Origin of the sequence: Synechococcus sp. BS55D (assembly GCF_004332415.1) — a bacterium.
Classification (GTDB): Bacteria; Cyanobacteriota; Cyanobacteriia; order PCC-6307; family Cyanobiaceae; genus Synechococcus_C.
In genome coordinates this window covers 248,771-273,085 of sequence record NZ_PHQT01000003.1, presented here as the reverse complement: position 1 = coordinate 273,085, position 24,315 = coordinate 248,771, and the positions used below count along the sequence as shown (strand labels likewise).

General features: G+C 62.0%; 39 protein-coding genes. 21 read left to right on the top strand and 18 right to left on the bottom strand.

The features are described 5' to 3' along the window. Positions 1–15: 15 nt before the first annotated feature. Entirely contained in the window at positions 16–228 is a 213-nt protein-coding gene (locus tag CWE16_RS08415) for a hypothetical protein (protein WP_131594599.1), read from the bottom strand. Between the two features lie 91 nt (positions 229–319). Here CWE16_RS08415 and CWE16_RS08410 point away from each other — a divergent pair, with 91 nt between their 5' ends. Genes CWE16_RS08410 through CWE16_RS08400 form a run of 3 tightly spaced genes read left to right on the top strand, consistent with a single transcriptional unit; the run spans position 320 to position 2,848 of the window. Further along, positions 320–874, top strand: coding sequence for a DUF2854 domain-containing protein (locus tag CWE16_RS08410; protein WP_131594597.1), 555 nt, complete (start codon positions 320–322; stop codon positions 872–874). Positions 875–883: 9 nt separating this feature from the next. Continuing rightward, positions 884–1,747 (top strand): acetylglutamate kinase, encoded by an 864-nt coding sequence (gene argB / locus CWE16_RS08405; protein WP_131594596.1) that lies wholly within the window; start codon positions 884–886, stop codon positions 1,745–1,747. A gap of 3 nt (positions 1,748–1,750) precedes the next feature. Further along, a complete protein-coding gene (locus tag CWE16_RS08400) occupies positions 1,751–2,848 on the top strand; it encodes a DUF3153 domain-containing protein (protein ID WP_131594594.1) in 1,098 nt (365 codons plus the stop codon). A 1-nt stretch (position 2,849) separates the two neighbouring features. Here CWE16_RS08400 and priA read toward each other — a convergent pair whose 3' ends face one another. Next, positions 2,850–5,072, bottom strand: a complete 2,223-nt coding sequence (gene priA / locus CWE16_RS08395) for a replication restart helicase PriA (protein WP_131594895.1) — start codon at positions 5,070–5,072, stop codon at positions 2,850–2,852. Between the two features lie 356 nt (positions 5,073–5,428). Here priA and rpoD point away from each other — a divergent pair, with 356 nt between their 5' ends. Then, complete coding sequence (rpoD, locus tag CWE16_RS08390) at positions 5,429–6,811, top strand: RNA polymerase sigma factor RpoD (protein WP_131594593.1); 1,383 nt, start codon at positions 5,429–5,431, stop codon at positions 6,809–6,811. 143 nt (positions 6,812–6,954) lie between these two features. Continuing rightward, a complete protein-coding gene (locus CWE16_RS08385) occupies positions 6,955–7,275 on the top strand; it encodes a hypothetical protein (protein ID WP_131594591.1) in 321 nt (106 codons plus the stop codon). A 130-nt stretch (positions 7,276–7,405) separates the two neighbouring features. Here CWE16_RS08385 and CWE16_RS08380 read toward each other — a convergent pair whose 3' ends face one another. Further along, entirely contained in the window at positions 7,406–7,900 is a 495-nt protein-coding gene (locus tag CWE16_RS08380) for a DUF6561 domain-containing protein (protein WP_131594590.1), read from the bottom strand. A 123-nt stretch (positions 7,901–8,023) separates the two neighbouring features. On the opposite strand from CWE16_RS08380, the gene hemC reads away from it, so the two are divergent. Both hemC and CWE16_RS08370 read left to right on the top strand, forming a co-directional pair. Further along, on the top strand, positions 8,024–8,977 hold the full coding sequence (gene hemC / locus CWE16_RS08375; RefSeq protein ID WP_131594587.1) for a hydroxymethylbilane synthase: 954 nt from the start codon (positions 8,024–8,026) through the stop codon (positions 8,975–8,977). Between the two features lie 4 nt (positions 8,978–8,981). Further along, entirely contained in the window at positions 8,982–9,614 is a 633-nt protein-coding gene (locus CWE16_RS08370; RefSeq protein WP_131594585.1) for a MarC family protein, read from the top strand. On the opposite strand, the gene CWE16_RS08365 is transcribed toward CWE16_RS08370, so the two are convergent. Then, entirely contained in the window at positions 9,604–10,113 is a 510-nt protein-coding gene (locus tag CWE16_RS08365) for a L,D-transpeptidase (RefSeq protein WP_131594583.1), read from the bottom strand. The two genes, CWE16_RS08370 and CWE16_RS08365, sit on opposite strands and share 11 nt — an antisense overlap. A 159-nt stretch (positions 10,114–10,272) precedes the next feature. Between CWE16_RS08365 and CWE16_RS08360 the strand changes: the two genes are divergently transcribed. Then, positions 10,273–11,250 (top strand): hypothetical protein, encoded by a 978-nt coding sequence (locus CWE16_RS08360; protein ID WP_131594581.1) that lies wholly within the window; start codon positions 10,273–10,275, stop codon positions 11,248–11,250. Positions 11,251–11,341: 91 nt separating this feature from the next. Here the strand turns inward: CWE16_RS08360 and CWE16_RS08355 are convergent, their stop codons facing one another. Next, positions 11,342–11,929 (bottom strand): inorganic diphosphatase, encoded by a 588-nt coding sequence (locus tag CWE16_RS08355; RefSeq protein WP_131594579.1) that lies wholly within the window; start codon positions 11,927–11,929, stop codon positions 11,342–11,344. Between the two features lie 88 nt (positions 11,930–12,017). Between CWE16_RS08355 and CWE16_RS12150 the strand changes: the two genes are divergently transcribed. Further along, entirely contained in the window at positions 12,018–12,173 is a 156-nt protein-coding gene (locus CWE16_RS12150; RefSeq protein ID WP_164498725.1) for a hypothetical protein, read from the top strand. Between the two features lie 14 nt (positions 12,174–12,187). Here CWE16_RS12150 and CWE16_RS08350 read toward each other — a convergent pair whose 3' ends face one another. Both CWE16_RS08350 and CWE16_RS08345 read right to left on the bottom strand, forming a co-directional pair. Next, complete coding sequence (locus CWE16_RS08350; protein WP_131594577.1) at positions 12,188–12,658, bottom strand: hypothetical protein; 471 nt, start codon at positions 12,656–12,658, stop codon at positions 12,188–12,190. A gap of 382 nt (positions 12,659–13,040) precedes the next feature. Continuing rightward, positions 13,041–13,232, bottom strand: a complete 192-nt coding sequence (locus CWE16_RS08345; protein ID WP_131454501.1) for a hypothetical protein — start codon at positions 13,230–13,232, stop codon at positions 13,041–13,043. 156 nt (positions 13,233–13,388) lie between these two features. Between CWE16_RS08345 and CWE16_RS08340 the strand changes: the two genes are divergently transcribed. Further along, positions 13,389–14,624, top strand: coding sequence for a glycosyltransferase (locus CWE16_RS08340; protein WP_131594575.1), 1,236 nt, complete (start codon positions 13,389–13,391; stop codon positions 14,622–14,624). Here CWE16_RS08340 and CWE16_RS08335 read toward each other — a convergent pair whose 3' ends face one another. Next, complete coding sequence (locus CWE16_RS08335; protein WP_131454503.1) at positions 14,625–14,882, bottom strand: hypothetical protein; 258 nt, start codon at positions 14,880–14,882, stop codon at positions 14,625–14,627. A 59-nt stretch (positions 14,883–14,941) separates the two neighbouring features. After that, the gene (locus CWE16_RS08330) at positions 14,942–15,262 is read right to left on the bottom strand and encodes a hypothetical protein (RefSeq protein ID WP_131594893.1); all 321 of its coding nucleotides are present in this window, start codon (positions 15,260–15,262) and stop codon (positions 14,942–14,944) included. Between the two features lie 112 nt (positions 15,263–15,374). On the opposite strand from CWE16_RS08330, the gene CWE16_RS08325 reads away from it, so the two are divergent. Genes CWE16_RS08325 through CWE16_RS08315 form a run of 3 tightly spaced genes read left to right on the top strand, consistent with a single transcriptional unit; the run spans position 15,375 to position 16,647 of the window. Beyond that, on the top strand, positions 15,375–15,608 hold the full coding sequence (locus tag CWE16_RS08325; RefSeq protein ID WP_131454798.1) for a hypothetical protein: 234 nt from the start codon (positions 15,375–15,377) through the stop codon (positions 15,606–15,608). Continuing rightward, positions 15,608–15,934 (top strand): hypothetical protein, encoded by a 327-nt coding sequence (locus CWE16_RS08320; RefSeq protein WP_131454504.1) that lies wholly within the window; start codon positions 15,608–15,610, stop codon positions 15,932–15,934. Before CWE16_RS08325 ends, CWE16_RS08320 begins: the two co-directional genes overlap by 1 nt. After that, on the top strand, positions 15,931–16,647 hold the full coding sequence (locus CWE16_RS08315; RefSeq protein ID WP_131594573.1) for a DUF924 family protein: 717 nt from the start codon (positions 15,931–15,933) through the stop codon (positions 16,645–16,647). The genes CWE16_RS08320 and CWE16_RS08315 overlap by 4 nt, the downstream gene beginning before the upstream one ends. A 29-nt stretch (positions 16,648–16,676) precedes the next feature. On the opposite strand, the gene CWE16_RS08310 is transcribed toward CWE16_RS08315, so the two are convergent. Continuing rightward, positions 16,677–17,015 carry a phenylpyruvate tautomerase MIF-related protein gene (locus tag CWE16_RS08310; protein WP_131594571.1) on the bottom strand — a complete coding sequence of 113 codons (339 nt, stop codon included), beginning with the start codon at positions 17,013–17,015 and terminating at the stop codon, positions 16,677–16,679. A 51-nt stretch (positions 17,016–17,066) separates the two neighbouring features. Next, entirely contained in the window at positions 17,067–17,249 is a 183-nt protein-coding gene (locus CWE16_RS08305; protein ID WP_131454507.1) for a hypothetical protein, read from the bottom strand. Positions 17,250–17,293: 44 nt separating this feature from the next. Between CWE16_RS08305 and CWE16_RS08300 the strand changes: the two genes are divergently transcribed. The 4 genes from CWE16_RS08300 to CWE16_RS08285 all read left to right on the top strand — a co-directional run bounded on the left by CWE16_RS08300 (position 17,294) and on the right by CWE16_RS08285 (position 18,675). Further along, a complete protein-coding gene (locus CWE16_RS08300; protein ID WP_131454508.1) occupies positions 17,294–17,545 on the top strand; it encodes a hypothetical protein in 252 nt (83 codons plus the stop codon). 129 nt (positions 17,546–17,674) lie between these two features. Next, on the top strand, positions 17,675–17,965 hold the full coding sequence (locus tag CWE16_RS08295) for a hypothetical protein (protein ID WP_131594569.1): 291 nt from the start codon (positions 17,675–17,677) through the stop codon (positions 17,963–17,965). 208 nt (positions 17,966–18,173) lie between these two features. Then, the gene (locus CWE16_RS08290) at positions 18,174–18,407 is read left to right on the top strand and encodes a hypothetical protein (RefSeq protein WP_131594567.1); all 234 of its coding nucleotides are present in this window, start codon (positions 18,174–18,176) and stop codon (positions 18,405–18,407) included. A 79-nt stretch (positions 18,408–18,486) separates the two neighbouring features. Continuing rightward, the gene (locus CWE16_RS08285; protein ID WP_131454511.1) at positions 18,487–18,675 is read left to right on the top strand and encodes a hypothetical protein; all 189 of its coding nucleotides are present in this window, start codon (positions 18,487–18,489) and stop codon (positions 18,673–18,675) included. A gap of 21 nt (positions 18,676–18,696) precedes the next feature. On the opposite strand, the gene CWE16_RS08280 is transcribed toward CWE16_RS08285, so the two are convergent. After that, positions 18,697–18,981, bottom strand: a complete 285-nt coding sequence (locus CWE16_RS08280) for a DUF427 domain-containing protein (RefSeq protein WP_131594565.1) — start codon at positions 18,979–18,981, stop codon at positions 18,697–18,699. A 101-nt stretch (positions 18,982–19,082) separates the two neighbouring features. On the opposite strand from CWE16_RS08280, the gene CWE16_RS08275 reads away from it, so the two are divergent. The 4 genes from CWE16_RS08275 (at position 19,083) to CWE16_RS08260 (ending at position 21,942) form a co-directional block, all read left to right on the top strand. Further along, entirely contained in the window at positions 19,083–19,604 is a 522-nt protein-coding gene (locus tag CWE16_RS08275; protein WP_161567581.1) for a GNAT family N-acetyltransferase, read from the top strand. A 422-nt stretch (positions 19,605–20,026) separates the two neighbouring features. Then, positions 20,027–20,812 (top strand): sterol desaturase family protein, encoded by a 786-nt coding sequence (locus CWE16_RS08270; RefSeq protein ID WP_236629652.1) that lies wholly within the window; start codon positions 20,027–20,029, stop codon positions 20,810–20,812. Positions 20,813–21,217: 405 nt separating this feature from the next. Further along, positions 21,218–21,463 carry a hypothetical protein gene (locus CWE16_RS08265; RefSeq protein WP_131454513.1) on the top strand — a complete coding sequence of 82 codons (246 nt, stop codon included), beginning with the start codon at positions 21,218–21,220 and terminating at the stop codon, positions 21,461–21,463. After that, positions 21,463–21,942: a thermonuclease family protein gene (locus CWE16_RS08260; protein ID WP_131594561.1), complete on the top strand. Its 480-nt coding sequence runs from the start codon at positions 21,463–21,465 to the stop codon at positions 21,940–21,942. The genes CWE16_RS08265 and CWE16_RS08260 overlap by 1 nt, the downstream gene beginning before the upstream one ends. On the opposite strand, the gene CWE16_RS08255 is transcribed toward CWE16_RS08260, so the two are convergent. From CWE16_RS08255 to CWE16_RS08230, 6 genes are all read right to left on the bottom strand, one after another. Continuing rightward, positions 21,932–22,159, bottom strand: coding sequence for a hypothetical protein (locus CWE16_RS08255; RefSeq protein WP_131594560.1), 228 nt, complete (start codon positions 22,157–22,159; stop codon positions 21,932–21,934). The genes CWE16_RS08260 and CWE16_RS08255 overlap by 11 nt on opposite strands. Positions 22,160–22,271: 112 nt before the next feature. Continuing rightward, positions 22,272–22,487 carry a Nif11-like leader peptide family natural product precursor gene (locus CWE16_RS08250; protein WP_131594558.1) on the bottom strand — a complete coding sequence of 72 codons (216 nt, stop codon included), beginning with the start codon at positions 22,485–22,487 and terminating at the stop codon, positions 22,272–22,274. A gap of 42 nt (positions 22,488–22,529) precedes the next feature. Beyond that, complete coding sequence (locus CWE16_RS08245; protein WP_131594557.1) at positions 22,530–23,240, bottom strand: response regulator transcription factor; 711 nt, start codon at positions 23,238–23,240, stop codon at positions 22,530–22,532. 13 nt (positions 23,241–23,253) lie between these two features. Next, complete coding sequence (locus CWE16_RS08240; RefSeq protein WP_131454519.1) at positions 23,254–23,460, bottom strand: YqaE/Pmp3 family membrane protein; 207 nt, start codon at positions 23,458–23,460, stop codon at positions 23,254–23,256. Positions 23,461–23,491: 31 nt separating this feature from the next. Then, positions 23,492–23,899 (bottom strand): DoxX family protein, encoded by a 408-nt coding sequence (locus CWE16_RS08235; protein ID WP_131594555.1) that lies wholly within the window; start codon positions 23,897–23,899, stop codon positions 23,492–23,494. Positions 23,900–23,960: 61 nt separating this feature from the next. Beyond that, entirely contained in the window at positions 23,961–24,194 is a 234-nt protein-coding gene (locus tag CWE16_RS08230) for a hypothetical protein (RefSeq protein WP_131594554.1), read from the bottom strand. Positions 24,195–24,315: the final 121 nt, after the last annotated feature.

Here is a 24,315-nt window from a genome sequence, read left to right as displayed (position 1 = left end):
CGGTGAGGTGAGCGCTCAGGACCTGCCGCCATCCGTCTCCAGACGCTCCGCCGCCTTCACCAGCAACTGGCCCAGCTCCCGCTCCAAGGCCGCCAGATCCAGCCTCAGCTCTGCCCAGCGTCCACGATCGATCTGCTCGAGCAGCCAGGCCCTGTCCTGGTCGAGCTTGGCGATCAGGGTGGCCAGATCAGCAGACGTGCCCGGATCCTTTTGGGGGGAGCTCTCCATGGGGGCATAACCGCCGATGACCATCCCATTCTCCGTGTCCCCAGGCCCGGCTGCGCCACGCCAGGGCAGGCCCTTGCATCAGAGTGCACCGATGACCAACCTGATCTCTCCCGGCAACCTGATCACCGTGGCTGGCGGTGTGCTCACCGTGGTGGGTGCCATCGCCTACGGCAGCGGGAACGCCAACCTCAGCCTGCCGACGATCTTCTACGGGATTCCGATCCTGCTGGGGGGGCTGGCCCTCAAGTCATCCGAACTGCCCCCAGCCCGCCGGGTGATTCCAGCCACCACCTTTCGGCAACAGCGTGAAGCCGCCGCTCCGGAGCTGGGCAAGCTGCTCGGCGATGTGACCCGCTGGCGCTACGGGCAGAAAGCCCATCTGGAATCTTCGCTGGAAGCCCTCAAACTCTGGGATGAAGACACCCCGCCCCAGCTGCTGGAGATCGAGGAATTAGCCAGTGATGGCGGCTATGGCCTCAGACTTCGTTTCACCCTTGGAGCCGTGTCATTGGAGCGCTGGCAGGAGCGGGAAGAACGTCTGGGACGCTTCTTCGCCAAGGGCCTTCAAGCCAAGATCGCACCTCTGGGGAGTGATCGGATCGACCTGACCCTGCTGCCGGCGGCAGGCGAGCATGGAGAGCAGTGAACTGACGCGATGGCCACTGACGACGCCCTGAGGGTTTCGGTTCTCAGCGAAGCCCTTCCCTACATCCAGCGGTTCGCCGGTCGGCGGATCGTGGTGAAGTATGGCGGGGCTGCCATGGCCCATGCCTCACTGCAGGAAGCGGTGTTCCGGGATATCGCCCTGCTCACCAGCGTGGGTGTGCAGCCGGTGGTGGTGCATGGCGGCGGGCCAGAGATCAACACCTGGCTGAAACGTCTCGAGATTCCGGCCGAGTTCCGCGACGGCCTGCGGGTGACGGATCCAGCCACGATGGATGTGGTCGAGATGGTGCTGGTGGGACGGGTCAACAAACAGATCGTCAATGGCCTCAACCGGCTTGGCGCCAGGGCCGTTGGCCTCAGCGGCAGCGATGGAATGCTTGTTGAAGCGCGCCCTTGGGGGGATGGCAGCCATGGACTGGTCGGAGATGTGGCCCGGGTCAACCCCGATGTGCTCGAACCACTGCTTGAGAAGGGCTACGTGCCGGTGATCTCCAGCGTGGCCGCCACCGCTGATGGCCGTGCTCACAACATCAATGCCGACACTGTCGCCGGTGAGCTAGCCGCAGCCCTGGAAGCCGAGAAGCTGATCCTGCTCACCGACACCCCAGGGATCCTGAGGGATCGTGACGACCCCGACTCCCTCATCCGCCAACTTCGGCTCTCAGAGGCGAGGCAGTTGATCAGCGAGGGGGTTGTGGCTGGAGGCATGACACCGAAAACCGAGTGCTGCATCCGTGCCCTCGCCCAGGGGGTTGCAGCAGCACACATCCTTGATGGACGCGTGCCCCATGCCCTCTTGCTGGAGGTGTTCACCGATGCCGGAATCGGCACGATGGTGCTGGGTCGCGGTTGATCAATGAGCACGCCCGTAGCACCGGCGGAAGCCGCCCTTGAACGGGGGGACTATGGCCTGTGCCTGCAGCTGCTGGAGCCGCTGGTGGCCGATTGCCCGATCACGGATCCGGCCGGGGCCCAGATCCGAATGCTGATGGTGACGGCCTGGATGGGGCAGGGGCAGGAGGAGAAAGCCCTGAGCACCTGTCGCCTGCTGACTCGCTGCCGTGATAACGCGGTGCGCACCCGTGCCAAACAATTGTTGGAGGTGCTCGAAGCACCGAGCCTGCAGCGGCCAGCGCGGTGGTCGATGCAACTGCCAACCCTCGACATGGCGCCGCAGATGGGGGAACGTCCGCGCCCCATCCGTCGCCGCCGCAATCAGGGGCCACCCCCGCCGCCGCCACCGCCGACCGGCCCCACCACAGCCGCCGCGCCTGGATTCGCTGTCGTGGTGCTGCTGGTGTTCATCGGGCTGACCGTGCTGCTCAGTGGATGCGGACGCCTGACGGCGGACATCGGTCTGCCCGGTCCAGACCGAGTGCAGCTGGGATGGACGATCGACAGCGGCAGCAGTCAGCCGCTTCCCTGGCAGGGCCGCTTCGCTCGCAGCCTGGAAGCACTGAGCCCCCGCTGGTCGGTCTCCCAGCCCCGGGGGGGGTCACAACACTTCCAGGCCCCCGTGCTTCGGAGCAACGAAGCTCAACGGCTGCTGCAGAACACGGCGGCCGCCGCCGCCGCCGCCGCGGGCCTTGATCTGCCTGCCCCTCAGCTGGAGCTCAAAGAGCGCAACTGGTTGATTGGGGTGCAGCAACGGCTGGAACTAAGCCTGGATCTTCAAGCGCTGAAGGGGCTGCCGCTGCCCGAACTGCGCGTACGGCTGACGCCGCCAGCTGCGGGCCGCCACAGCCAGGGCAGCCCACAGAAGCCCATCATCGGCGACGACGCACTGCTCTGGCCCCTTGAGGCAGGTCAGGTGAACCGGCTGACACTGCGGATCTGGCGCTGGAGCCGGCTGGGTCTCGGCGCCCTCGTCGTGGTGGTGCTGCTTGGGGTGACCCTGCTGCTCCAGCGTCTGCGCCTGAATCTGGGCTTTGGTTACCCGGAGCTGCCGTCCTGATTCAGAGCTGCAGGGGATCGGGGTCAACAGCAAGGGCCACATCCCTGGGCAAGGCATCCCAAAGGGCCGATCCCGGTGGCAGGGGCAGATCAGTTCCGGAAGGACCATGCAGGAGCAACTGCCAGCGGCTGCGTCCGGCCACCCGGGCCACGGGAGCTGGGGCTGGTCCCAGTAACAGCCAACCCGAGGCCTGACACAGGGGGCGAAGCCGCTCGGCGAGCACGCTGGCAGCCGTGGCCGTGGCCGACGCCGACACACCCGAGAGGCGCAGCAGACAGGCCCGACTGAAAGGCACCAGCGCCGCCTCACGGCGAACGACTTCCTCCTCCTCAAGAAAACGCTCATAGCGTCCATCCACGAGATGTCGGATCACGGGATGATCAGGCGTGTAGGTCTGCACCAACACCTGGCCGGGTCGCTCCCCACGACCGGCCCGACCGGCGAGCTGAAGGAGCAGCTGGAGCGCCTGCTCACCGGCGCGCAGATCAGGCCGGTGGAGCAAGCCATCGGCAGCCAGAACGGCCGCCAGGGTCACGCGAGGCAGATCCATTCCCTTGGCGAGCATCTGCGTGCCAACCAGCACATCCGCCTCGCCGGCTGCAAAACGCTCCAACAGGCGCCGATGACCGTCACGCCCCCCAGTGGTGTCCCGGTCGAAACGCAACAGCCTCAAGCCCTCGAGTTCCTCAGAGAGGCGTTCAAGAACCCTCTGGGTTCCAGCCCCGAAGGGCTTAAACGCCAGGGAGCCGCAGTGGCCGCAGGCACTGGTGATCTCAGCGCGATGGTCACACCAGTGGCAGCGCAGCCACTGGCGACCTGGGCGCTGGCCATGGACGGTCAGTGCCACATCACAGTGGGGACATTGCACCACCTCACCACAGCTGCGGCAGCTGAGAAAACTGCTGTAGCCGCGTCGAGGCACCAAGACCACCGCCTGCTCTCCACGCTCCGGCAAGAGCGCCAGTCGATCCATCAGTGGGCGACTGAGGAGGCGTCGATGGCCATCCTGCAGTTCCTGACGCATATCAATGACATGCACCGGCGGTAGAGGCTGACTGGAGATCCGCCGGCTGAGACGAGCCAGGGCCAGCGGTCCCCGGGGTTCCAGCTGAATCCAGGTTTCGAGGGAGGGGGTGGCGCTACCGAGCAACACCCGTCCCCCCAGTCGACGCACCCGCTCGAGGGCCAGGTCACGGGCGTGATAGCAGGGCATGGGGGACTCCTGCTTGTAGGAGCTGTCGTGCTCCTCATCAAGCACGATCAGGCCCAGAGGATCCAGGGGCAGGAACACGGCCGAACGAGTCCCCACCACCACGAGAGGCGTGGCGGTGTCGAGAGTGCGACGCCAGGCGCTGACGCGTTCCCGGTCGCTGCAGCCGCTGTGATACTCCAGAACCGACGAGCCAAAACGGCGGCGACAGCGATCCACCAATTGAGGAATCAGACCGATCTCCGGCGTGAGGACCAGGGCATGGCGACCAGCTGCGAGCTCGCGGGCCACCAGCTGGAGATACACCTCGGTCTTGCCGGAACCGGTGATCCCCCACAGGAGCATGCCGCCACCGGCGGGCTGCGGAGCAAAGGCTTCCAGTACCCGCTGCTGTTCCTCAGTGAGAACTTGGGGCAACTCGGGATCCAATGGAGCAGCCGGCTGTATCGCGGCAGCGGTGACAGCTGGAGCCAGGCGCAGCTCGCGACGGGCAGCTCCGCGGCGCTCCAAGGCCTGCATGAGCTGGGAGCCAAAACCTTCCTGCTGCAGCTGACGCTGCCATTCGCCACTCCTCTCGAGCAGCAACGCATGCAGTGCAGCTTGGCGAGGGGGTAAGCCCACGTCAGACAGGGGCAGCGCCTCCACCCACCAGATCCGACGCCCCGCCGAGGAGGGCTGGACCCGCTGGCCAAGCCAGCCCGGAGGCAGAGCCGCCTTCAGCATGCGGAAGGGGCTGGTGTGACAACGGATCGCCATCGCATCCAACCAATCCCTCCAGGCGGGATCGACGGCAGCGGGCTGAAGCAGCGCTTGCACCGCCTGAAGGGACGTGCCGAGATCGGCATCGGTCGAGGTTGCAAGACGGCGGGCAATCACCAGCCCCTGCATCGAGCGACCGCGCAGGGGAACACGCACCAGATCACCAGGCGCAACCCCGAGCCCAAGGGAGTCGGCGTATGTGAACGAGCGGCCATCGCGCCCCGCCTCGAGCCAGACATCCACCACCTCCACCATCAGCACGGCCAGCAGGTGCGGCCTGCAGGGTAGGGGTTGCAGGGGCTACAGGTTTTTCTTAAGATAAGGAAGTTGGACAGCGATGAGCTGTCGTCGGAACCGTGCAGAGTTCCGTCCAGAGGGAAGATACGAAGCTCGAGCCAGGAGTTCTCCTCCACTACGGCCGACCGGTCTGCGAAAGCCCCTGACAGCCCTGCCCTAGTCCCGATCCTGTTATCACCTTGTCGATTTCTGTTCAGCTTCGCACCTGTCACGCAAAGACGGGTGCGCTCTGAAATAGATCGCTGTCAGTGAGTGTGTCGCGTCCGCACTCATGTTGTGACGTTCCTGTAGTCCGCCTCGATTCCCCATCCGCCATGAGCCCTGCTGCGACCAAAACTGCTGCGGCCAAATCGGCAAAAGCCGCTGCCGAAACGAAGCCCGCCATCGTGATGCTGGCTGACGCCAGCGGCAAGGCGAAGGAAGTGAAACCCGCGGCCAAGAGCACAGCTACGAAGAGCACGGCTGCGAAGGCCAAGAGCACTGCTGTGAAGAGCACAACGGCCAAGTCCACAACCAAGGCGAAAAGCAGCAGCACCAAATCAGCGACTGCCAAAGCAACCGAGAGCAAGGCAGCTGCTGCCGCCGCAGGCAACAATCTCGATGCCGCTGCTGATGCACTCCTGGCTGCGGCCGGCGCTGCCCCTGCAGCCAAGACTGATAGCAAGGCCGGCAGTGATGCCGCCGAGACATCCACCGCAAAAGATGCCAAGGCCAAGGCCTTGGCCAGCATCAAGATTGGCCCCAAAGGGGTCTACACCGAAGACTCAATCCGGGTTTACCTCCAGGAGATCGGCCGCATCCGCCTGCTCCGTCCGGATGAGGAAATCGAGCTGGCCCGGAAAATTGCCGACCTGTTGCTGCTCGAGGAGCTGGCGGCTCAATTCGAAAGTGACAACGGTCGCCTGCCTGACACCAAGGAATGGGCAGCCCTGGTGGAGATGCCACTGATCAAGTTCCGCCGCCGGCTGATGCTTGGCCGACGGGCCAAGGAAAAGATGGTGCAGTCCAACCTGCGCTTGGTGGTGTCGATTGCCAAGAAATACATGAACCGGGGCCTCAGCTTCCAGGACCTGATTCAGGAGGGAAGCCTGGGTTTGATCCGGGCCGCTGAAAAATTCGATCACGAGAAGGGCTACAAGTTCTCCACCTATGCCACCTGGTGGATTCGTCAGGCGATCACTCGCGCCATCGCCGACCAGAGCCGCACCATCCGGCTTCCGGTGCACCTCTACGAGACCATCTCACGCATCAAGAAAACCACCAAGGTGCTCAGCCAGGAATTCGGTCGCAAGCCGACCGAAGAAGAGATTGCTGAATCCATGGAGATGACGATCGAGAAACTGCGCTTCATCGCCAAGAGTGCTCAGCTTCCGATCTCTCTGGAAACCCCAATCGGCAAGGAGGAGGATTCCCGTCTGGGCGACTTCATCGAAGCCGACATTGAGAACCCCGAACAGGATGTGGCCAAGAACCTGCTCAGGGAAGACCTGGAGGGGGTGCTGGCCACCCTCAGCCCACGGGAGCGTGATGTTCTGCGTCTTCGCTATGGCCTCGATGACGGTCGCATGAAGACCCTTGAGGAGATCGGACAGATCTTCGATGTCACCCGGGAACGTATCCGCCAGATCGAAGCCAAGGCCCTGCGCAAGCTGCGCCACCCCAACCGCAACGGCGTGCTCAAGGAATACATCAAGTAAGCGAGACTTTCAGTGGATCCGCGCCGCCCTCGGGCAGTGCGGATGCGTTACCGCATCAGTTTTGCTGCGATAACGATGGGCCCTCTGCCAAGGGCCCAATTCAGTTGTCTATTGATCAACGCATCCCTCTCGACAACACCTCTATGACCACGCGATTTGTCGTGAAAACGTTGCTGGCCATCTCCCTTCTGGCTACAGCGACCGCCTGTTCCCAGGGCAAAGACAGCTCCACCACCCCCCAGCAGCTCAATTGCGATCTGTCCAGCATGAGCGAACCCACTGATCAACGCGCCTATGCCGCGATGGTGGAAGATCCGATCAAGCCGTGCGTGAAAGCCGGCAAGCTGAAGGTTGAAGAGGCCAAGCAATACATGCTGGCCCAGAAACAACGTCTGAATCTCGAGAATCCGACCAAGACCATACGGTTTGACGCTTGGGTCAAAGCCAACAACATCAGCAAATAAGCGCAAGCCGGCCAAGGTCGCACTTGCAGGTCAGTCATCGCCACCCCTGAATCTGATTCAGAGGCGGTTTTTTATTGTCAGGCTGACACCACTAACGAGCGCTGAACCGAGATCAGCTGCTGTTGAGGCTTCAGCCCTCGATGCTCTCTGTGAATTCCTGAAAAGCACGCTTGAGCCGCTCCACTGGGGTCTCGGCCGGAGGGCACTCCTGGTTGGTGCGGATGGTGTAGGCCTGAATCAAACGAGGCTCAGGCTCAAGAATCGACGCGATCGCTCCCTTGAACAGCACCAGATTCTTCTGAGCCGTGAGGCCATCGAGAAACGGTGCGAGGACCCAACCGCCACCGGCCTGGGTGCCATCGGCTGCGGTCTTCGCCTCCACCAGCAGGGGCCTCAGGAGCTGGTAGGCCCTCTCACCATCACCGTCACTGGTCTGGCGAAGGCGGGCCATCACCAGCTGACCACTGGTGAGCAGGAGCAATCGGATCGTTCCCTCCGCCAGCACCGGAAGGAAGGCCTGGGCTTCCCCGGCACCTGATGGGACTGTCGAGGGACGTGCTGCTGCAGCTCCAGGCTCGGTGGAGCCAGCGTCATGACGCACTCCGTTGACCACGGGTCCCGGCATTACAGCGGATCAACTGTCTCGAATCGTAAAGCTGCCGCTGGCCACTGGTGCTTCATGCGTTGTCAAACAGCGGCCTGAATGGAGGGCCGACTGCGTAGTCTTAGCGGCTGCAATCCTTTATCCATGGCCCTCGAGCACCTGCGCATCGCCTCCCGCCGCAGCCAGCTGGCCATGGTGCAGACCAATTGGGTGAAGGCGGAGCTTGAGAAAGCCCACCCTGGTCTGGCGATCTCCGTGGAAGCCATGGCCACCCAGGGCGACAAGATCCTGGATGTCGCCCTGGCCAAGATCGGCGACAAGGGTCTGTTCACGAAGGAGCTGGAAGCTCAGATGCTGGTGGGGCGCGCCGAGATCGCCGTCCACTCACTCAAGGATCTACCCACCAACCTGCCGGAAGGCCTGATGCTGGGCTGCATCACTGAACGGGAGGATCCCGCCGACGCCTTGGTGGTGAACGCCAACAATGCCGACTACAAGCTGGAGACCTTGCCGGAGGGATCCGTGGTGGGCACCAGTTCCCTTCGCCGCCTGGCTCAACTGCGCCATCACTACCCGCACCTTGAGTTCAAGGATGTGCGCGGCAACGTGATCACCCGTCTGGAAAAACTGGATGCCGGCGACTACGACTGCCTCATCCTTGCTGCAGCTGGCCTCAGCCGGCTCGGCTTCGGGGACCGCATCCACCAGATCATCCCCAGCGCCATCTCCCTTCATGCCGTCGGCCAAGGCGCCCTTGGGATCGAATGCGTGGAAGGCAAGCCGGAGGTGCTGGAGCTGATCAAGGTGCTGGAACACGGCCCAACCGCCTCCCGCTGTCTGGCGGAGCGAGCTTTTCTGCGTGAACTCGAAGGCGGCTGTCAGGTGCCGATTGGCGTGAACACCTGCATCGAGGGTGACGAGCTGATCCTCACCGGCATGGTGGCCAGCCTTGATGGCCTACGTCTGATCCGTGATGAGCGTCGCGGAGCGGTCAGCAGCGCCGAGGACATTGGCAAGGGTCTTGCCGACGACTTGAAATCCCGCGGCGCAGGAGAGATCCTGAAAGAGATTTTTGCTTCGGTGCGTCCCGAAGCCTGACTTGATGTCTCTGCTGCACACAGCGGTCGGAATTTTCACCATCTCCAATCCGATCGGCAACCTGCCGATCTACCTGTCCTTCACGGATGGGAATAAGCGCAAAGACCGGGCCATTGCCCGCAGCAGTGCCGTCACCTTCCTGATCGCCCTACTGCTGGCCACCTGGCTGGGGAATGACCTGCTGGGCTTTTTCGGAATCAGCAGACCGGCCTTTCAGGTCGCCGGCGGCCTGATCGTTGTGCTGATCGGCCTCTCAATGCTGCGGTCCGAGCCATCCAAAGTGCACCACGACCCTGCATCGGTGGAACGCGACCAAGACTCCGCCGTCAAGGGAATCGTGCCCTTGGGCATCCCTCTGCTGGCGGGGCCTGGCACCCTCACCGTGGTGATCGCTGACCCTGCGGCCGCGAGCATGGGCGGCAAGCTGGGGCTAAGCCTGGTGGTGCTGCTGCTCACCGTGGTGGTGTATTTGATCTTCGACGCCGGCGAGATGCTGTCTTCAAAGATCAGCAGTTCAGCGCTGCAGGTGCTCACCAAGATCATGGGCCTGCTGCTCACGGCCATCGCCGTGCAGATGCTCTTCAGTGGCCTGAGCGCCGGCTTCCCTGTGCTGATGCAGCACGCTCTCAACGGGTGATCACCACCGGCGTGCCCACCTCCACCAGGTCGTAAAGCTTTTGCACGTGCGCATTCAGCATGCGCACACAGCCATTGGAAACGGCAGCACGGATCTTCACCCAATGGGGCCAGGGAGTGCCATGAATGCCGAACTGGTTCGGACCCTGTTGCAGGAAACCGATCCAGCGATGACCCAGGGGCGCCTTGGGTCCGGTGACCGGGTGCACCTTGCCTGACTTCGTGCTCTGGTATTGCGGGTTCTTCCGCATGTTCTCCACCTGAAAGACTCCGGCGGGAGTCGGCGTTTTTGGATCGCCGATCGCCACCGGCCAGGGCCCGAAGCGCTGACCGTTGCGAAGCACGCTGATGCGACGCTGACGCAGATCGAGATGGATCTGCGTGTCCTCAGCGACCGGAGCAAGCGCCATCGAGGCCGTACCGGGAGCTGCACTGCCCAGGAGAACAGCAGTGACAGCAGCAACAGAGCAGGCTCCCGGCCTGAAACAGAAGTGTTTCATCTCGAGACACTCAAGACTTACTGGTCTCAAGCTATTCATTGGTCAGATCAAAAACCGTCCACCATCGGAGGACTTTCTGAAGAAACCGAACAGCTGGTCACCGCAACGACAACGTCATCCAAAACCTGGGTGCTATATCGCGGCACCCGATTCCGATCAATGCCCCAGCAACTTCAGTGGACGGACGCGGAAGCGCGACTCTTTCTGCAGGCGATCAAAACCGTTGGAACAGCGGGAGGCGTGCTTTCACTGGAGTCGATCACGCTGGAGATGATGGAGGCCATTCAGCGCCATGTTCTGCATTCCTCAGTGGATCTCGAAAGCCTTGAGATTCGCCATCCTCCCGATTACCCCGCGCTGATCACGGATCGAAGCAAGCGGGAACAGCTGATTCAAATCCTCGTGCTTATTCCCTATGTGGACATGAACGTGGATCCACGCATGGTGGGCGTTGTGGACGATTTCGCATCATTCCTCGAAATCGCCCCTCAGACTCTGCAAGACCTGCACCAGGTGAGAGACAACCATCTCAGACGCTTGCTTCTCGACTACGGGCGCAGAAGCATGGGTGAATTTTTAGGACTGGACACTCCCTCTCGCTTCGTTCGCGGCGTCATCACGGCCGTCCATCAGGCCATCGGGGATGCGTCCATCGCCAGCAGGTATGCCACTCTCAGCACGTTCGATGAGGGAACTCTCGGCCACACGTTCTTTCACTGGTACCGAGACCGCGGCTGGGCCTTACCAGGGGAGCACAAGAGCACCTCAGAGCTTCTGGTGAATCACGACTGCTGCCACATCCTGGGCGGATTCAACACAGACAGTGCTGGAGAGATGAATGTGGCGGCCTTTCAGGCAGGTCTATTCACTGATGGATTCGGATTTGAATCCCTGCTGGAGGTGATTCTCGACTTCCACCTCGGCAAGGCTTTCAGCACGAGTAACAGCATCATCCCTCCGAAAACTGGTCAATTCATTCCTGATGCGGCGATGGCTGGATATGAAAAAGGCTTGGCCTGCTCCGTCAATCTCATTCAAGACCTTGATTTCTGGGCGGTCGCCGATCAACCCGTTGCGGAGTTGAGGGCGAAGTACAACATCCCAGCCACTCCCGGCCCCTTGCTGATCAAACCCTAAGAACGATCAAACCCAAAAAATGCCGCTCACGCTTTCGCGAGCGGCATCAAGGATGTGGGGGATCTCAGAGGTCTCAGAGCCTCAAGCCGACTCAGTCAACGAGCTTGGGATCGATCTCGGCCATGTAACGAGCCTCGCAGCTCTTGATGATCTCCACGGCCTTCTCAGGACCAAAGAAGCCATTGACGCTGCAGGTGCCAGGCTTCTTGAGATCCTTGTAGTGCTCCCAGTAGTAGGTGGTTTCCTTCTTCCAGTGCTCGCCGAGATCCTCGAAGCTCTTGATGTGATCCATGCGCTTGTCATCGGCCAGCACAGCGATCACCTTGTCGTCCACCTCGCCGCCATCATCAAAGGTCATGATGCCGATGATGCGAGCTTCCACCACGGATCCAGGGATCAGAGGCTCGGTCACGTTGACGATCTCAATGTCGAGGGGATCGCCGTCCTCGTCCCAGGTACGGGGAATGCAGCCGTAGGCGAAGGGGTAAGCCAGGGAGGAGTAGCCGACACGGTCCAGCTTCAGATGACCGGTCTCAGTGATCAGCTCATACTTGTTGATCGTGTTGGAGTTGAGCTCCACGATCGTGTTCAGGCGGAGCTCCGCCTCATCGGCGAAAGCCGGAAGCACATGCAGCAGGTTGGGCATGCTGCGGCTCGGGGCCTGGTCAAGGTTGGCCATGGGCAGGGAGGATCGGCGCGGCGCATCCTACGAACCACAGATCGCATCGTCCTCCCCCTAGGGTCGGCGGGCGATCAGAGCTGCTTCCATGGTCGAGATGTATCTCGCCGCACGACTCCACAACAGGATCAGCACAGACGAATACAGGGCCGTTCTGCTGCAGCAGAACCTTGACGAACAAGAGCAGAAGCTCAAGACCACTCTGTTGCGCCTGGTGGAAACGGGCAGTGTGCGCCTGGTCTGAATCCCACTCGGATTTCAGTTCAGCACTTGCAGCCGGCTGAGCCCTGTCTTGTTGATCCAACGAGCCACAGCCTCCGTATCGGTCCGACTTGGCAGGCAGATACAACCGCTTCCCGGCAGACAAGTGTGAATCCCGAGAGCGCTGCGGGTCGTGGAGAAGCGAGGGTTGAGGTCAATCCACCAGGAGCCTGCCCAACGCTCAGGCAGCCCCACGTTGTAGTTGCCCACCGGCAGCGGCGCTCCATTTCCGGGAGACCAACGCCGGTCGGATGTCTGAGCCTGGCGAGTACCACTCACCGCTGTCCAACTCGCCAGGGTCTGACCGGCCCGACGCACCTGCAGAAGCCAGCGTCGATGCCCGGAGGGGAGAGCCCCCTTGGAGCGTTGGAACACCAGTGTGTAACCGCTGGCTTCAGCTGCGAGCCCAGGCGGCAAAGAGGAAACGCTCAAAAGGATGGACAGCACCACCAGGGAACGCCAAGGCATGGAGCGATGCAGCGCGCAGTTGACTTCACCATGCTGGCGAATCTCCAGGCCTCTCGGGCGGAATCAGTCGCTGGTGGAATCAGTCGCTGGTGGAATCAGTTGGCGCTGAGTTCAGGTCACCACCAACGGAAGAAGAGCGAATTCTCAATTCAAACCCTCCCTCTCGCTCGAGATATTCCTCAACCGCATCCTTGACTAAGGAGAGCATTGTTCGGTCTCTCTGCAGCGCCAAAAGCCTGAGGGCTTTGTGCTGCCGATCATCAAGAGTCAGCGTGAGCCGAGGCATTCAGACTGATTGAAACCATCACCATAACGGCCCAAAGAAATGCAAAAAGATGCACATGCACTCATGCACCAAGGCATTCATGCAGCGCATCAATGGTCAAGCAGAACGCCGCACTTCGCGGATCACAGCATCAATGCATTGGGGACGGTTACGGATATAGGCATTGAACTCAATGGCCAGCAATCGAGCCTCAAATGCATCACTGGCATAAAAGCAAGTTTCCAATTTATGGCCATCAAAGTTTTTGTAGCGAACCGTGTAGGGGTCGAGCGTGGAAAGACAACGCATGGCCATGCCTCATGTGCAACTTCATCATTGCTCAATCACGAGCACAACCGCCAATACCTGGCCTTGGACTGCTGCTAACCCAAGGTTAGGAAATCAGAAGCAAGCACCTAAGCAAAGGACGATGCAGCAGGATCCTTGAGGTTTGACGCCTCAGCAATGGACGCCAGCTGGCTGATCACCACATTCTTTTTGATCTCGGCCTCGGCCGCCGCACTGGGGCTGGTGACGTTGCTGGTTGGCCTGCAGCGCACCTTTGCAACGGCACCGGAACTGGATGCCGAATCCACGGATTACGGCGGCGATCCGATCGACACCAGCCTCACAGTGGTGATTCCGGCTTTCAACGAAGCCGCCAACATTGAGGCCTGCCTGAGAACTGTGCTGACCAGCGCTTCTCCCTGCCAACGGTGGAAGGTTCTGGTCGTGGATGATGAATCGAGCGATGCAACCCTGGCGATCGCCAGGGCAGAAATGAGCCAACTCGAGTGCAAGAGCTCGGGCGAAAACCCTGAAGGCCAGGTGATCGCAGCGGGCCCGCGGCCAGAAGGCGAGCGCTGGGTGGGCAAGAACTGGGCCTGCAGCCAGGCGATGCATGAGGTCTCCAGTGGCTGGGTGCTGTTCATCGATGCCGATGTGCGCCTGGCCCCTGACGCCATCCGCCGCGCCCTGCATCAGGCGATCAGAGAGGAGGCGGATTTGTTCAGCCTTGCGCCCCGCCTGGTCTGCAGCTGCCTGGCGGAGTGGATGGTCCAGCCCATCATGGCCAGCCTGCTGGGCCTGGGGTTTCCGATTCAAGAAACCAATGAACCCGACTCCAGCGTGGCCTTTGCCGCCGGGCCCTTCATGCTCTTCCGACGGGAGGCCTATGTGGCCATCGGAGGCCACCGTGCCCTTGCCGCAGAAGTGGTGGAAGACCTGGCACTCGCCCGCCGCATCAAGCATGGGGGCTATCGACTGCGTTACCGCCTGGGGCTTGATGCCGTGGAGCTGCACATGTATGCCAGCTTCAGCGCCCTCTGGGAGGGGTGGAGCAAAAACTGGTTTCTTGGCCTCGATGGAAGCATCCTCAAAGCCCTCAGTGCCGGCGGTGTGGTTCTGCTGATGTTCAGCACGCCCTGGCTGATGGTTCCGGGTGCCCTGGTGATGGATCGACTCCTGCCGGCTGGCCCTCTACAGACCTGTTGGCAGGCCATCACCGTTGTGGGCCTGGTGGGTATCGGCCTGCAGCTGGGGTTGAGGCTCTGGACCCTGAAGCGATTCGCCCTACCGCTGAAGCATTGGTGGCTGATGGGCGCCGGCGGTCTGATCGTGGCCGGCTTGGCACCGACATCGGTCTGGCGCAGCCTCACCGGTCAGGGGTGGACCTGGAAGGGGCGATCCCTCAGCTCATGATCAGGGCTGGATCGCTTGAGCCTGGATCGCATCCACGGTGTGCTGGAGCTGGGCGATGTCATGGAGACCGTTGACGTCGAACCAAGGCGCCGTGGCCCAGTCGAACCCCTCACCAAACGTGTTGTCAGGCGCCACCACATACCAGTGGCAATCGGCATCCGGCACATCCACAGCGCAATGGGACCAGTCGTTGCTCCACTGGGGCACCTGCACCCAAAGCACCGCGGCCATCAGCACGCCAAACAGACTGCGGAGCATGGGTCCAACCATGAGACAGGTGGAGCCTAACGGGTGTTCTGGCCGATCCGAACCGGAGCTCAGGCCCAGGGTTCGCAGCGGTAGGTCTCAACCCCACCACGCCGCTGGCGGAACTCAGGATGATCGGGGTCCTGGGCCCTCCACCACCAGCGACCATCGGTGTAACTGGGGGCACCGGCGTTGTTGGTGCGGGGTAGCTGCAGGGTGACGCCCCGCCAATGAATGAGAACGCCATCCCCAGGCAAGGTGCCCGCAGCCGTGTTGGGGATCGCGTCGGCCAGAGCCCCCATGGCCTCCCGGCCCAGATCAATCATCTCAACGCTGAGCCGATCGCCCTCGCAGATCCAGTCGGCGGACACCGGGCTCGGAATCGCCAGCATCAGTGGCAGGGTGAGCGCAAGCGTCAAGACGGCGCAACAGCAGCGCTTCAGCAGGGAGCAATCCACAGCGGGCTCAAGGGCGCGACAGAGTGACAGTGTGGCCTTTCCAGCAATGCTCCCCTTCAGTCCGTTCTGTCCGATCAGTGCAGCGAAGATCGCCGGCCTGAAGGCCACGGTGATGCTGCTGCTCGTGCTTCTGATCAAGTCGAAACTGCTGCGCGTGAAGATGTCACTGCTCGGCTCCCTGCTCGGCCTGTTCATGCTCACCGGATTTCTGCTGAGCACGGGCCTGCTCACCCTGATCGCCGGTGGCGCCGTGGCCTACGCCGCAACTCGCAGCAAGTGATGAACGACTCCTCCAACCAGGCCACAGCCTCTCCAAGCCGCGAACAGATCCTGGCCGCCTCCTCCGGCTGGGTGGCCGCTCTGCTCAACGTGATTCCTGGCCTTGGAGCCGGCTATCTCTACCAACGACGCTGGAAGGCCTATTGGATCACCTCGATCCTGGCCAGCACCTGGTTCATCGCCGGAGCCGTTCTGGGCCAAAACGCTGAGGCCAGTGCTGAGGCTCAGAACCAGCTGGTGGGCCTGATCGGCCTGGTGCTGCTCGCAGCGATCACGGCGACTGAAGCGGGGCTGGCCGTGAAGCGGGTGCGTCGCAACCAGGGGTGAACAACCAGCAGGCCGCTGCCGCTGTGCTGCGGTTCTGGTTTGAAGACTGCCGGCCCCGTCAGTGGTTCCAACAAAACGATGCCTTTGATGGGGAGGTTCGCCGCCGCTTTGGGCCCCTGACCATGGAGGCCCTTGCTGGCCAACTGACGGCATGGGGAGAGGAGCCGGACAGCGGGCTTGCCCTGGTGCTGCTGTTGGATCAGTTCAGTCGACAGCTGTATCGGGATCAGCCAGAGGCCTTCAGCGGCGATGCAGCGGCCCTGGCCCTGAGCCGTCAGGCGTTGGCCTGCGGCTGGTTGTCAGACGAAGTATCGCGCCCGCGACGACAGTTCTGGTTGATGCCCTTTCTGCACAGCGAAACCCTCGCTGACCTGGAGGAGGGGATTCCATTGCTCGAGCGCTTCAGCGATCCTGCAACTGCCGCCGTGGCACGAAGGAACAGGGAGCTTCTCCTGCGTTTCGGCCGCTACCCCCATCGCAATGCAGCCCTGGGGCGACTCTCCACTGCCGAGGAGGAGAGCGATCTGCTGACGCGTCACTTGCCCCAGTGCGACTGCTGCGGCAAGGCAGGCCCCCTCCACTACCGCGTGCGCAGCGATGCACGGCCTGAGTGGCGACTCGCCTGCCCTGAATGCTGGGAACCCATCAGCCGACAGCCCGGCTACCGCTACGGCGGCACCCGCAAGGCCAACCGCCGTCAACGCAAACGTTGAGGACAGGCGTTGCACCCAGGCATCGGAATTCAACCGAAGGTTGAACCGTTCCAGCCCCAGCAGCTGGCTTGCACATCGTCAAAGCCGATGTAGATGCGATTGGCGGGAATACCCGTGCGGGTCTGGATGAGCTCACAAAATGCGGCGGTCATCGCCGGCGGCCGCAGGGCACCGATCGACTTGACCTCCACATAGGCACAGGGGTCAGCGCTACCGGCGAAGGTCATGGGCACACCGGTCTCCAGCAGAGTCATCACATAAGCCTCCGGCTTGCCGGTCTGCTCGGCCAGCGCCGTCGACAGCTCCTGCAACAGCGCCGAGCCGTCCTTGACGGCAGGCAACGAGGTGCGCACGTTGATCAAAGGCATGACAGGGGAGCCGCGATGGGGGAGATGCTGCCACGTTTCAGGCTGGAAGCCTCAGGCCTCTCGCCGGAAGATGCGCTCCAACTCAGCGCGGAACTCACGGCTGCTCATCGGCTCCCCCGCACGGCGGCGACGGTTGCGCTGCAACAGGGAAGCGATCCACCACACCTGCAGGGCCGCGAAACAGGCACCAAACAACAGGAGACTGATGGTGGGCGTATCAAGAGCGGTGAGCATCGGTGCGTTGTCTCTAGGGTGCCGATCAGGCCTGAATCATCGCGATGACTGCTCCTGAAGTGCGTCAGCAGGACAAAGACGAATGGAGGGACTTCATCCTGCGCGAACTGGTGAGTTTTCTCTCAGCTCGTAAAGAGGAGATCTACAGCAATTACGCCCAGCGCAGCCAGGGCCAACTCCCCCTGGAGACGATCGAAGCCGCCGGGCTGATGGATTTCGAACTGGCGGTCACCTTTCTGCAGGACAAACGCTCCGGCCTGGGCCGCGGTTTCCTTGGCATGAACCTGATCCCCTGAGTTCAGGCCGCTCCCAATCAGTCAGCGCCAAGTCAGTCAGCGCCAAAGAGTGCGCATGAATACTGATTGCCGCGGATGGCGCCGCGATCAACAGTGTTGATGAGCTTGATCGCAGCAAGGAGGTTGTCCATGACGCGCACCCAGCTGAAATCACCGGCTTCGAGGCCGGCAGCAACTGGCAGCGAGGAATGCCGGCTTCGCAATGACCGTCAGTCGTACTTCCAGATGGTGCAGGCGTTGGTGGAAGCGCAGTTTGTGCTCGCGGATCAGGAGCTGGCCCACCGGCTCTGGCAGGAAGTCGCCGATCGCGACATGGACACCGGCAGGATCATCCATCTGATGTACGGCTGCTGGTTCCACGAAAACCTCGAGGAGATGCGAGAACTGGACGACGCTTATCTGAAACTGGAGCTGTGCTGAATCACCCCACCGATGGTCTTCCAACCCAGTGATCCCCGCTTCTGGAAGGCCATCGTTGGCGTGATCTCCCTGGTGGTGGGTTGCGGCCTGGCTTGGCTGGTGCTGCAGATGTGATGGGCGATGACTTAGCAGCAAGCCTGCGAGCTCGAGCAGTTGTTGCAACAGACCGCTCATCGGTGCCAGAACGAAACAGCGTCTGAACGCTTCCATGACAATCACCGCCGCGCCAGGCACCAGGGCCCCAGAAGACACCCTGATCGATGCTCTGCGGGGGTGTCGACACCAGGGGGCACTGCTGGACCTTCGCGATCACCTGCTGCAGAACCCCAGCAACCCTCCGTTGTTTGATTGGATCTGCCAATTGCTGGTGGCACGCCGCATTTCAAGGGGTCTGGCCGCGCGCCTGCTCAGCCAATTGCACTCGGCGGTGCTGGAACGCTGAAAAACGAACCGCACTGTCGCCATCGCGACGACCGGACTGGTGCAGGGGACCAAGCATGGCTGGCAAATGCCCCATCCCCATGACCACCGAACAGGCGATCGAACTGATCGAAGGCGCTGTGGATTACAGCCGACAACGCAGCAGGGTGCTCACGAGCCGCGATCGACTGGCTGATGCTGAGGCGGTTCACCAGGAATTCGAGGAGTGGCTCCACCCCAAAGGCGAGACCCTGCCTCTGATGCCCTGCCCGTTACCGGAGGGCAAGTGAAGGCCTCCAGACACGGTCGCTTCAGCTGACCTCCACCCCTTTGCCCCGATAAAACGCGAACCGCTCACGGATCGATTCGGCGTCGGGCTTGGGGGTGTCGTAGGCCCAGACAACATTGGCGACCGCTTGATCTCCGACCACCACATCCCAGTAGCGGGCGGTTCCTTTCCAGCCACAGACCGTTGTGAGACTGGATTGCCGGAAGAATTCCTCACACATGGAGGAGCGGGGGAAATAGGGGTTCCCATCGACCATGACGATGTCATCGCTCTCGGCGATCACGGTTCCGTTGAAGATCGCCTTCATCAAACAGTCGCTCCATGGCAGCCGGTGCAGCGTAGGGCTGGAGCACGGGTGGCCGCCGCACGGGAGCCATCGCTAGACAAGGTCGAACAGACGCCAGACCCTTGGACTCCCGGTCATCGTCCGATCGAGCCTTGATCGAGGAGATCCGCACGCTTCACCTTGAGGCGTTCTCCCGGGAACCGCTCTACGGCCCCGAGGAAGCAGGCACGATCGCCGACCTGGCCGAGACGTTGATCACCGAAGGGCAGGCCAGTTTCACGTTGGAGCGGGAGGGAACCGTGGTGGCCCATGCCTGCTACACCCCGCTCACACTGATTGCAGCGCCCCAGCTCAAGACGTTGGTGATGGCACCGCTGGCCGTGCTCCCCGCCTGGCAACGGCAGGGTCTGGCCACAGAGTTGATGCGTCAGGCGGAAGAGACGCTGGATGCGGATGCGATCTTCGTGCTGGGCAATCCCCTGCACTACGCCCGGCGCTTTTCCACGCCCCACCAGGTGAGCACCCCCCAACCCACGGAGCATGGTGACTGCTGGTTTGCCCGGGCGCTGACGCCTGGTGTGCTGAAGGGCGTGAGGAGCGGTTCACGCATCGAAGGCGCCCTGAACAATCCGGAGCTTTGGTGAGTGCTGGCGCGCAACCGAACAACCTGACCGAACCCAGGCCGATTGGATCTGTGCGATGGTGGAGATGTGAAACGAGCTCCTTAAAGACGCTCGGACGCCAAGTGAGCCTGAATATCCACTCCATTCAGCGCGATCCAGATAACGCCAAACAGGTGAACCACGATGAAACAACACACCGCTCCCAGGCGCGGCCCCAAGCCGTTGCCTGCGCATGAATCCGCGAGCCGCCCATCAAGCGGTCCCCGTCAGAACCGACAGCAAATCCAACAGAGCATCAGCAACGGTCAACTGATCAGCTGGGATGAACTGTTAGGGCAGCGCTAAGGCGCTGCAACTGCGCCGCAAAGACGGGGCAAAAGCCCGCTGAACATCAATCAAACCAAGTCAATATCTACCTTTCAGGCAACTGATCGCGAACCATCATGCAGCCTGGCGGCGTCAATTTTGTTCTGCAGTTGAACGATGCCTTTAGCAAGTCACTGTGGATCGACACCGCCGCCTTATTTGCAACGATTAATCTTCGTACTCTCCTTGCAGCAGCTCTGCTTCGCTGGCCTCTACGCCAGCCAAATCCACCGCTGAATACTGATATCAAAGGAGATACAAGGCTGGGCATTCTCTCCACAGCCGTTTTTGCTGTCGTCCTGGCAGGTGCGATCAAACTCCATGCCATGGGCCTGACCAGGATTTATCTGGATCCAGGGGAGCATGGCTGGATCTACATCCCGATCAGTTATCTGATTGTTCTGCTTGTGCAGGACACAGTGTTCTATTTCATGCATCGACTGTTTCATCAGCCGACGCTGTATGGGTGGACGCATCGAGGCCACCATCGCTCCAAGCAGCCATCGCCCTGGACCTCCTTTGCGCTGGACCCGATCGAATCGCTCGTGCATTCCCTGCTGCTGGTGATGGTGGTGGTGCTGGTGCCGCTCCATCTCGCCACTGTTCTGGCCGTGCTCACCACCATGACCGCCTGGGCCATGGTGAATCACCTGAGCCCTGAGGTGCTGCCGCAGCGGTTTCCGCATCACTGGCTGGGCGCCTGGATCATTGGACCAGCGCACCATTCGATCCACCACAAGCATCAGAACAGGCATTACGGCCTCTACTTCACGCTCTGGGATCACCTGATGAACACCCAGGACCGGCGCTACCGCAGCAGGATCCGGGCGATGGCTGGGCGCTCAATGGACACGCCGTTCTGACTCTCGGCGCTTCCGCCCCTGGAGGCAATGCGCCTTAACACCGATTGCCCTGGTCGCCGGGAACACCAAAACTGTGTGCATCGAGATCGGAGGAGCCCATGACGGCCGACACTCCACCGGAGCAAAACCGAGAAGCAGCCTGACTTTCCGGCCCCTGCTCCAACAGTTTCCACCCATCCGTGAGGTTGGTCCTTCGGCAGGCAACGACTGTGCGCCACGTCGATCGACACTCCACTGCACCGCCCCAACCGTGTTCCACGGAGTAGGTGCCCCGGAGCTTCATCAACCCCACCTCTGGATCCCCTGGCCCCAGGCGCCAACAGCCAGTCGCTTCGCACAGAACGCGAACAAGGCCGTCCCTTCCCATCGGAGGGGGCGGCCTTTGCCCATCAAGGCAATGCAGGCATGCCACGCGACACCCCACCCCAGGACACAACACAGAAGTGGTTCCGGAGTCACCTACTCGATCGGGAGGTGGAACTTCAGGAGCTCTACGAGCTCCCGCAGGGTGAGCTGGATCTGCTGATGGCGGAAACCGCTGAGATCCGCTCCGACCTGGAAAACCGGGCTCGCAACTACGGCCGCTGGTGCACAGCGGGCTACATGCTCGAGCTGGCGCGGATCATTGATGCCAGACGCATCAGTGGGTGATGGCAGCCCCAGTGCTGACTGAGGTTCTGGCTGTGGTTCTGGCCACCACTCCGATCGTGATCCAGAGGGCGCGTGTGCTGTCGATCGGCGATGGAGACACGCTGCGCGTGAGCGAAGCCGGCCGCACACTCACCCTTCGCCTGGCGTGCATCGATGCACCGGAACGGGCCCAGGCTCCCTACGGCGCGCGATCCAAAGCAGCACTGGTGCGACTCGTCCCCGTGGGCAGCGAGCTCAGCATCCGGGTGCAAACGAAGGATCGCTATGGCCGCAGCGTGGCGGAACTGTTCAGCTCGGAAGGGCGCAACATCAATCTGGCGATGGTTCAACAGGGCCAGGCGTTTGTTTTCCACCGCTACCTGAAGCGTTGTGATCGCAAGGCCTATCTGGAGGCAGAGCGGCAGGCCCAACGCCAACGGCTGGGGGTCTGGAGCCAACAGGGCATCACCCGCCCCTGGATCTTCCGCACTAGAGAGTGAGGGCTTTGGCGCTGGAGGGCAGCTGAAGCGTGCGCCAGCTGCCGGAATCGGTGCTCACCTCCACACCGATGGATGACTGGATCGGATCAAAGGCGAGCAACAGGCTCCAGTGAATCGCTGCATCCAGGGCCTCCGGCAGCGAGGCGTATTCATCGTCGAGATGGGGATGGGGCTGCAGGGCGGCATCAATCAGCCTGTAGCGGCGCGGAGCTGACATGCGCGGTGGCGCCAGAAATGATCTTCAGCTTTGGCCGGGCCGACGATCGGCGCTGTATCAGAGAGCACGCCCTGGTGTGACGATTCCAGAAGCGTCAACCCTCCGCGGGCACTCAGTTGTATTCGCCGGGGGTTTCCTGCTTGGAGACAGTGACCCGGCCCACCTTCTGGCCGGAGAAGCGCAGCAGTTCATCACCGGAGAACTCATAACCAAGCCCGGCAGCGATCTTGGCGACATCGTCAGCGGTGGAGGCGGCCAGCACGGTCTGCCTGATCTGCGCATCGTCTTGCATGCGCACAAGGAACGCCTTCAACTGATCGAGAGCCATTGCACAAAAGGCAGCGTCAGCTGCGGCTGCAGCTGATCATCATCACCCCAACGGATCAATCAGCCCGTAGAGCAGGCTCAGCACCGCCAGCTGGGTGCGATCGCTGGCGCCGAGCTTGTCGGAGGCGTTGCTCACATGGGTTTTCACCGTTTCCGGCGAGATGCCATACAGATCACCGATCTCTTTGTTGGAGAGGCCGCGGGCCACGGCAGCAGCCACCTCCAGCTCCCTGGCGCTGAGCTCCTCCACCAAGGGCGGCAGGCCTGGCCTGGGGCTGCACTGAGCCGCCAGGCTGCGGATCGCTTCGGGGTAATACACCCTGCCTTCGGCGACGGCGTTGAGGGCCTGGATGAAATCGCTCTCACCACTGCCCATGCTCGATCTGAACATCACCGCATCGGCGTGGGCCTCCATGGCCTCCTGCACCACCTCCCGGGTTTCACGCTCCAGGAAGATCAGCAAGCGCGTGGTGGGCAGCTCTGCCTTCACGCGGCGCAGCAAGCTGATGCCGTAGCCCGCTTCGAGACCATCGCAGGCGATCAGCAGATCGGGCTGGGTGCGCAGCACCAACTGCAGACCCTCGTCTTCGGTGGTGGCGGCACCCACCAGGCCGGGGCGCACGGGCCCGGCCAGGGCAAAGGCCGAAAGGGTGAGGCGATCGGCCATCACAGCCACCAAACGCTGATCGGCCAGCAGACGCTCGGCCGTCTCGAGGGCCCTCAGGATGGATGGGGATCCGAGGCGAAGTTCCATCGGCCAGCAGCACTCACTTGCGGGTCACGCAGATGTAGATCGCGTGAATCACCGCCACAGGCCACATGATCGCCAGCAGAGGCAGCCCCAGCCCCCCGAAACTGAGCAACCAGAAGATCAGATTGAGCCAGAACGCACCGGTGAGCCCCACCTGAGTCGCCACCGCCAGGGGCGGAAGGATGAAGGCAATGATGATGCGAACAATGTCGCCGACAGTCATGGGATTGCAGCAGGCAACCCATTGATAGCCATCAACCGCGCCACTGTTCCGATCTGGCGCGCAGATTGCTGAAGCTGGGGGCGGCGCCGGCGTTGCCGCGGGTGATCGCGAGGATCAAGCCGCCGATCAGAGCCAGGTTCATGACAAAGCCCTGATCGATGGGGAAGGTGTGAAAGATCAGCGTGGTGGGCACCAGGAACACCAGCAGCAAGGAGGCACCGAGCACGGTGGTTTCACCAAACACCAGCAGAATCGCCCCCACAATCAGCACAGCGATCGCGCACACCAGCAGGACAGCAGCCAGGGGAGCAGGGATGCCCTTGGAGGCGATGAAGCCAGCGGTGCCGGCGAAATCGGTGAGCTTGCCGGGCAGGGCATTCACAAACACGGCGGCCATCAGCACACGGCCGAGGAAGTCGACAACCTTGGAAGCTTTCATGACGCAGGCAGGCCGCTCAGGCGGGATCTGTATCGGATGAAACCTTAAAGGCCGAGGCGGCTTAACCCACCAGGGCCAGCCAGGCGCCAGCGGCAGCAGCAAGCAAGCCACAGATCAGCGCCTGCAGCACGGTGGAGGAGGGATCCGGCTTCTCCCAGCGATCGATCGTGCGGCAGGCGATCGCATAACACTCGCCATTGCGATCGAGCTTGGCGAGGTAGCGCTCAATGAAGCGCTCATCCAACTCCAGCCGGTGGAGCTTGGCGCGGATCTGGTTGCGCTCGAACTGGGTCATGGGCGCTCTTCTAACCAACGGCCGCCAAGGGTCGTGGAGGACATCCCCCGAATGGGGGATGGGGGATGCCGAGCAGAATCAGGGCAGCCAGAGTTGGCCAACAGGAGCGAAGGCACCAGAC

What these genes read in the sequence shown, in the direction of transcription:
- CWE16_RS08415 (WP_131594599.1), bottom strand. Translation starts at nt 228, where the DNA reads ATGGAGAGCTCCCCCCAAAAGGATCCGGGCACGTCTGCTGATCTGGCC.
- CWE16_RS08410 (WP_131594597.1), top strand. Translation starts at nt 320, where the DNA reads ATGACCAACCTGATCTCTCCCGGCAACCTGATCACCGTGGCTGGCGGT.
- argB (WP_131594596.1), top strand. Translation starts at nt 884, where the DNA reads ATGGCCACTGACGACGCCCTGAGGGTTTCGGTTCTCAGCGAAGCCCTT.
- CWE16_RS08400 (WP_131594594.1), top strand. Translation starts at nt 1,751, where the DNA reads ATGAGCACGCCCGTAGCACCGGCGGAAGCCGCCCTTGAACGGGGGGAC.
- priA (WP_131594895.1), bottom strand. Translation starts at nt 5,072, where the DNA reads ATGGTGGAGGTGGTGGATGTCTGGCTCGAGGCGGGGCGCGATGGCCGC.
- rpoD (WP_131594593.1), top strand. Translation starts at nt 5,429, where the DNA reads ATGAGCCCTGCTGCGACCAAAACTGCTGCGGCCAAATCGGCAAAAGCC.
- CWE16_RS08385 (WP_131594591.1), top strand. Translation starts at nt 6,955, where the DNA reads ATGACCACGCGATTTGTCGTGAAAACGTTGCTGGCCATCTCCCTTCTG.
- CWE16_RS08380 (WP_131594590.1), bottom strand. Translation starts at nt 7,900, where the DNA reads ATGCCGGGACCCGTGGTCAACGGAGTGCGTCATGACGCTGGCTCCACC.
- hemC (WP_131594587.1), top strand. Translation starts at nt 8,024, where the DNA reads ATGGCCCTCGAGCACCTGCGCATCGCCTCCCGCCGCAGCCAGCTGGCC.
- CWE16_RS08370 (WP_131594585.1), top strand. Translation starts at nt 8,982, where the DNA reads ATGTCTCTGCTGCACACAGCGGTCGGAATTTTCACCATCTCCAATCCG.
- CWE16_RS08365 (WP_131594583.1), bottom strand. Translation starts at nt 10,113, where the DNA reads ATGAAACACTTCTGTTTCAGGCCGGGAGCCTGCTCTGTTGCTGCTGTC.
- CWE16_RS08360 (WP_131594581.1), top strand. Translation starts at nt 10,273, where the DNA reads ATGCCCCAGCAACTTCAGTGGACGGACGCGGAAGCGCGACTCTTTCTG.
- CWE16_RS08355 (WP_131594579.1), bottom strand. Translation starts at nt 11,929, where the DNA reads ATGGCCAACCTTGACCAGGCCCCGAGCCGCAGCATGCCCAACCTGCTG.
- CWE16_RS12150 (WP_164498725.1), top strand. Translation starts at nt 12,018, where the DNA reads ATGGTCGAGATGTATCTCGCCGCACGACTCCACAACAGGATCAGCACA.
- CWE16_RS08350 (WP_131594577.1), bottom strand. Translation starts at nt 12,658, where the DNA reads ATGCCTTGGCGTTCCCTGGTGGTGCTGTCCATCCTTTTGAGCGTTTCC.
- CWE16_RS08345 (WP_131454501.1), bottom strand. Translation starts at nt 13,232, where the DNA reads ATGCGTTGTCTTTCCACGCTCGACCCCTACACGGTTCGCTACAAAAAC.
- CWE16_RS08340 (WP_131594575.1), top strand. Translation starts at nt 13,389, where the DNA reads ATGGACGCCAGCTGGCTGATCACCACATTCTTTTTGATCTCGGCCTCG.
- CWE16_RS08335 (WP_131454503.1), bottom strand. Translation starts at nt 14,882, where the DNA reads ATGCTCCGCAGTCTGTTTGGCGTGCTGATGGCCGCGGTGCTTTGGGTG.
- CWE16_RS08330 (WP_131594893.1), bottom strand. Translation starts at nt 15,262, where the DNA reads ATGCTGGCGATTCCGAGCCCGGTGTCCGCCGACTGGATCTGCGAGGGC.
- CWE16_RS08325 (WP_131454798.1), top strand. Translation starts at nt 15,375, where the DNA reads ATGCTCCCCTTCAGTCCGTTCTGTCCGATCAGTGCAGCGAAGATCGCC.
- CWE16_RS08320 (WP_131454504.1), top strand. Translation starts at nt 15,608, where the DNA reads ATGAACGACTCCTCCAACCAGGCCACAGCCTCTCCAAGCCGCGAACAG.
- CWE16_RS08310 (WP_131594571.1), bottom strand. Translation starts at nt 17,015, where the DNA reads ATGCCTTTGATCAACGTGCGCACCTCGTTGCCTGCCGTCAAGGACGGC.
- CWE16_RS08305 (WP_131454507.1), bottom strand. Translation starts at nt 17,249, where the DNA reads ATGCTCACCGCTCTTGATACGCCCACCATCAGTCTCCTGTTGTTTGGT.
- CWE16_RS08300 (WP_131454508.1), top strand. Translation starts at nt 17,294, where the DNA reads ATGACTGCTCCTGAAGTGCGTCAGCAGGACAAAGACGAATGGAGGGAC.
- CWE16_RS08295 (WP_131594569.1), top strand. Translation starts at nt 17,675, where the DNA reads ATGACGCGCACCCAGCTGAAATCACCGGCTTCGAGGCCGGCAGCAACT.
- CWE16_RS08290 (WP_131594567.1), top strand. Translation starts at nt 18,174, where the DNA reads ATGACAATCACCGCCGCGCCAGGCACCAGGGCCCCAGAAGACACCCTG.
- CWE16_RS08285 (WP_131454511.1), top strand. Translation starts at nt 18,487, where the DNA reads ATGACCACCGAACAGGCGATCGAACTGATCGAAGGCGCTGTGGATTAC.
- CWE16_RS08280 (WP_131594565.1), bottom strand. Translation starts at nt 18,981, where the DNA reads ATGAAGGCGATCTTCAACGGAACCGTGATCGCCGAGAGCGATGACATC.
- CWE16_RS08270 (WP_236629652.1), top strand. Translation starts at nt 20,027, where the DNA reads ATGCAGCCTGGCGGCGTCAATTTTGTTCTGCAGTTGAACGATGCCTTT.
- CWE16_RS08265 (WP_131454513.1), top strand. Translation starts at nt 21,218, where the DNA reads ATGCCACGCGACACCCCACCCCAGGACACAACACAGAAGTGGTTCCGG.
- CWE16_RS08260 (WP_131594561.1), top strand. Translation starts at nt 21,463, where the DNA reads ATGGCAGCCCCAGTGCTGACTGAGGTTCTGGCTGTGGTTCTGGCCACC.
- CWE16_RS08255 (WP_131594560.1), bottom strand. Translation starts at nt 22,159, where the DNA reads ATGTCAGCTCCGCGCCGCTACAGGCTGATTGATGCCGCCCTGCAGCCC.
- CWE16_RS08250 (WP_131594558.1), bottom strand. Translation starts at nt 22,487, where the DNA reads ATGGCTCTCGATCAGTTGAAGGCGTTCCTTGTGCGCATGCAAGACGAT.
- CWE16_RS08245 (WP_131594557.1), bottom strand. Translation starts at nt 23,240, where the DNA reads ATGGAACTTCGCCTCGGATCCCCATCCATCCTGAGGGCCCTCGAGACG.
- CWE16_RS08240 (WP_131454519.1), bottom strand. Translation starts at nt 23,460, where the DNA reads ATGACTGTCGGCGACATTGTTCGCATCATCATTGCCTTCATCCTTCCG.
- CWE16_RS08235 (WP_131594555.1), bottom strand. Translation starts at nt 23,899, where the DNA reads ATGAAAGCTTCCAAGGTTGTCGACTTCCTCGGCCGTGTGCTGATGGCC.
- CWE16_RS08230 (WP_131594554.1), bottom strand. Translation starts at nt 24,194, where the DNA reads ATGACCCAGTTCGAGCGCAACCAGATCCGCGCCAAGCTCCACCGGCTG.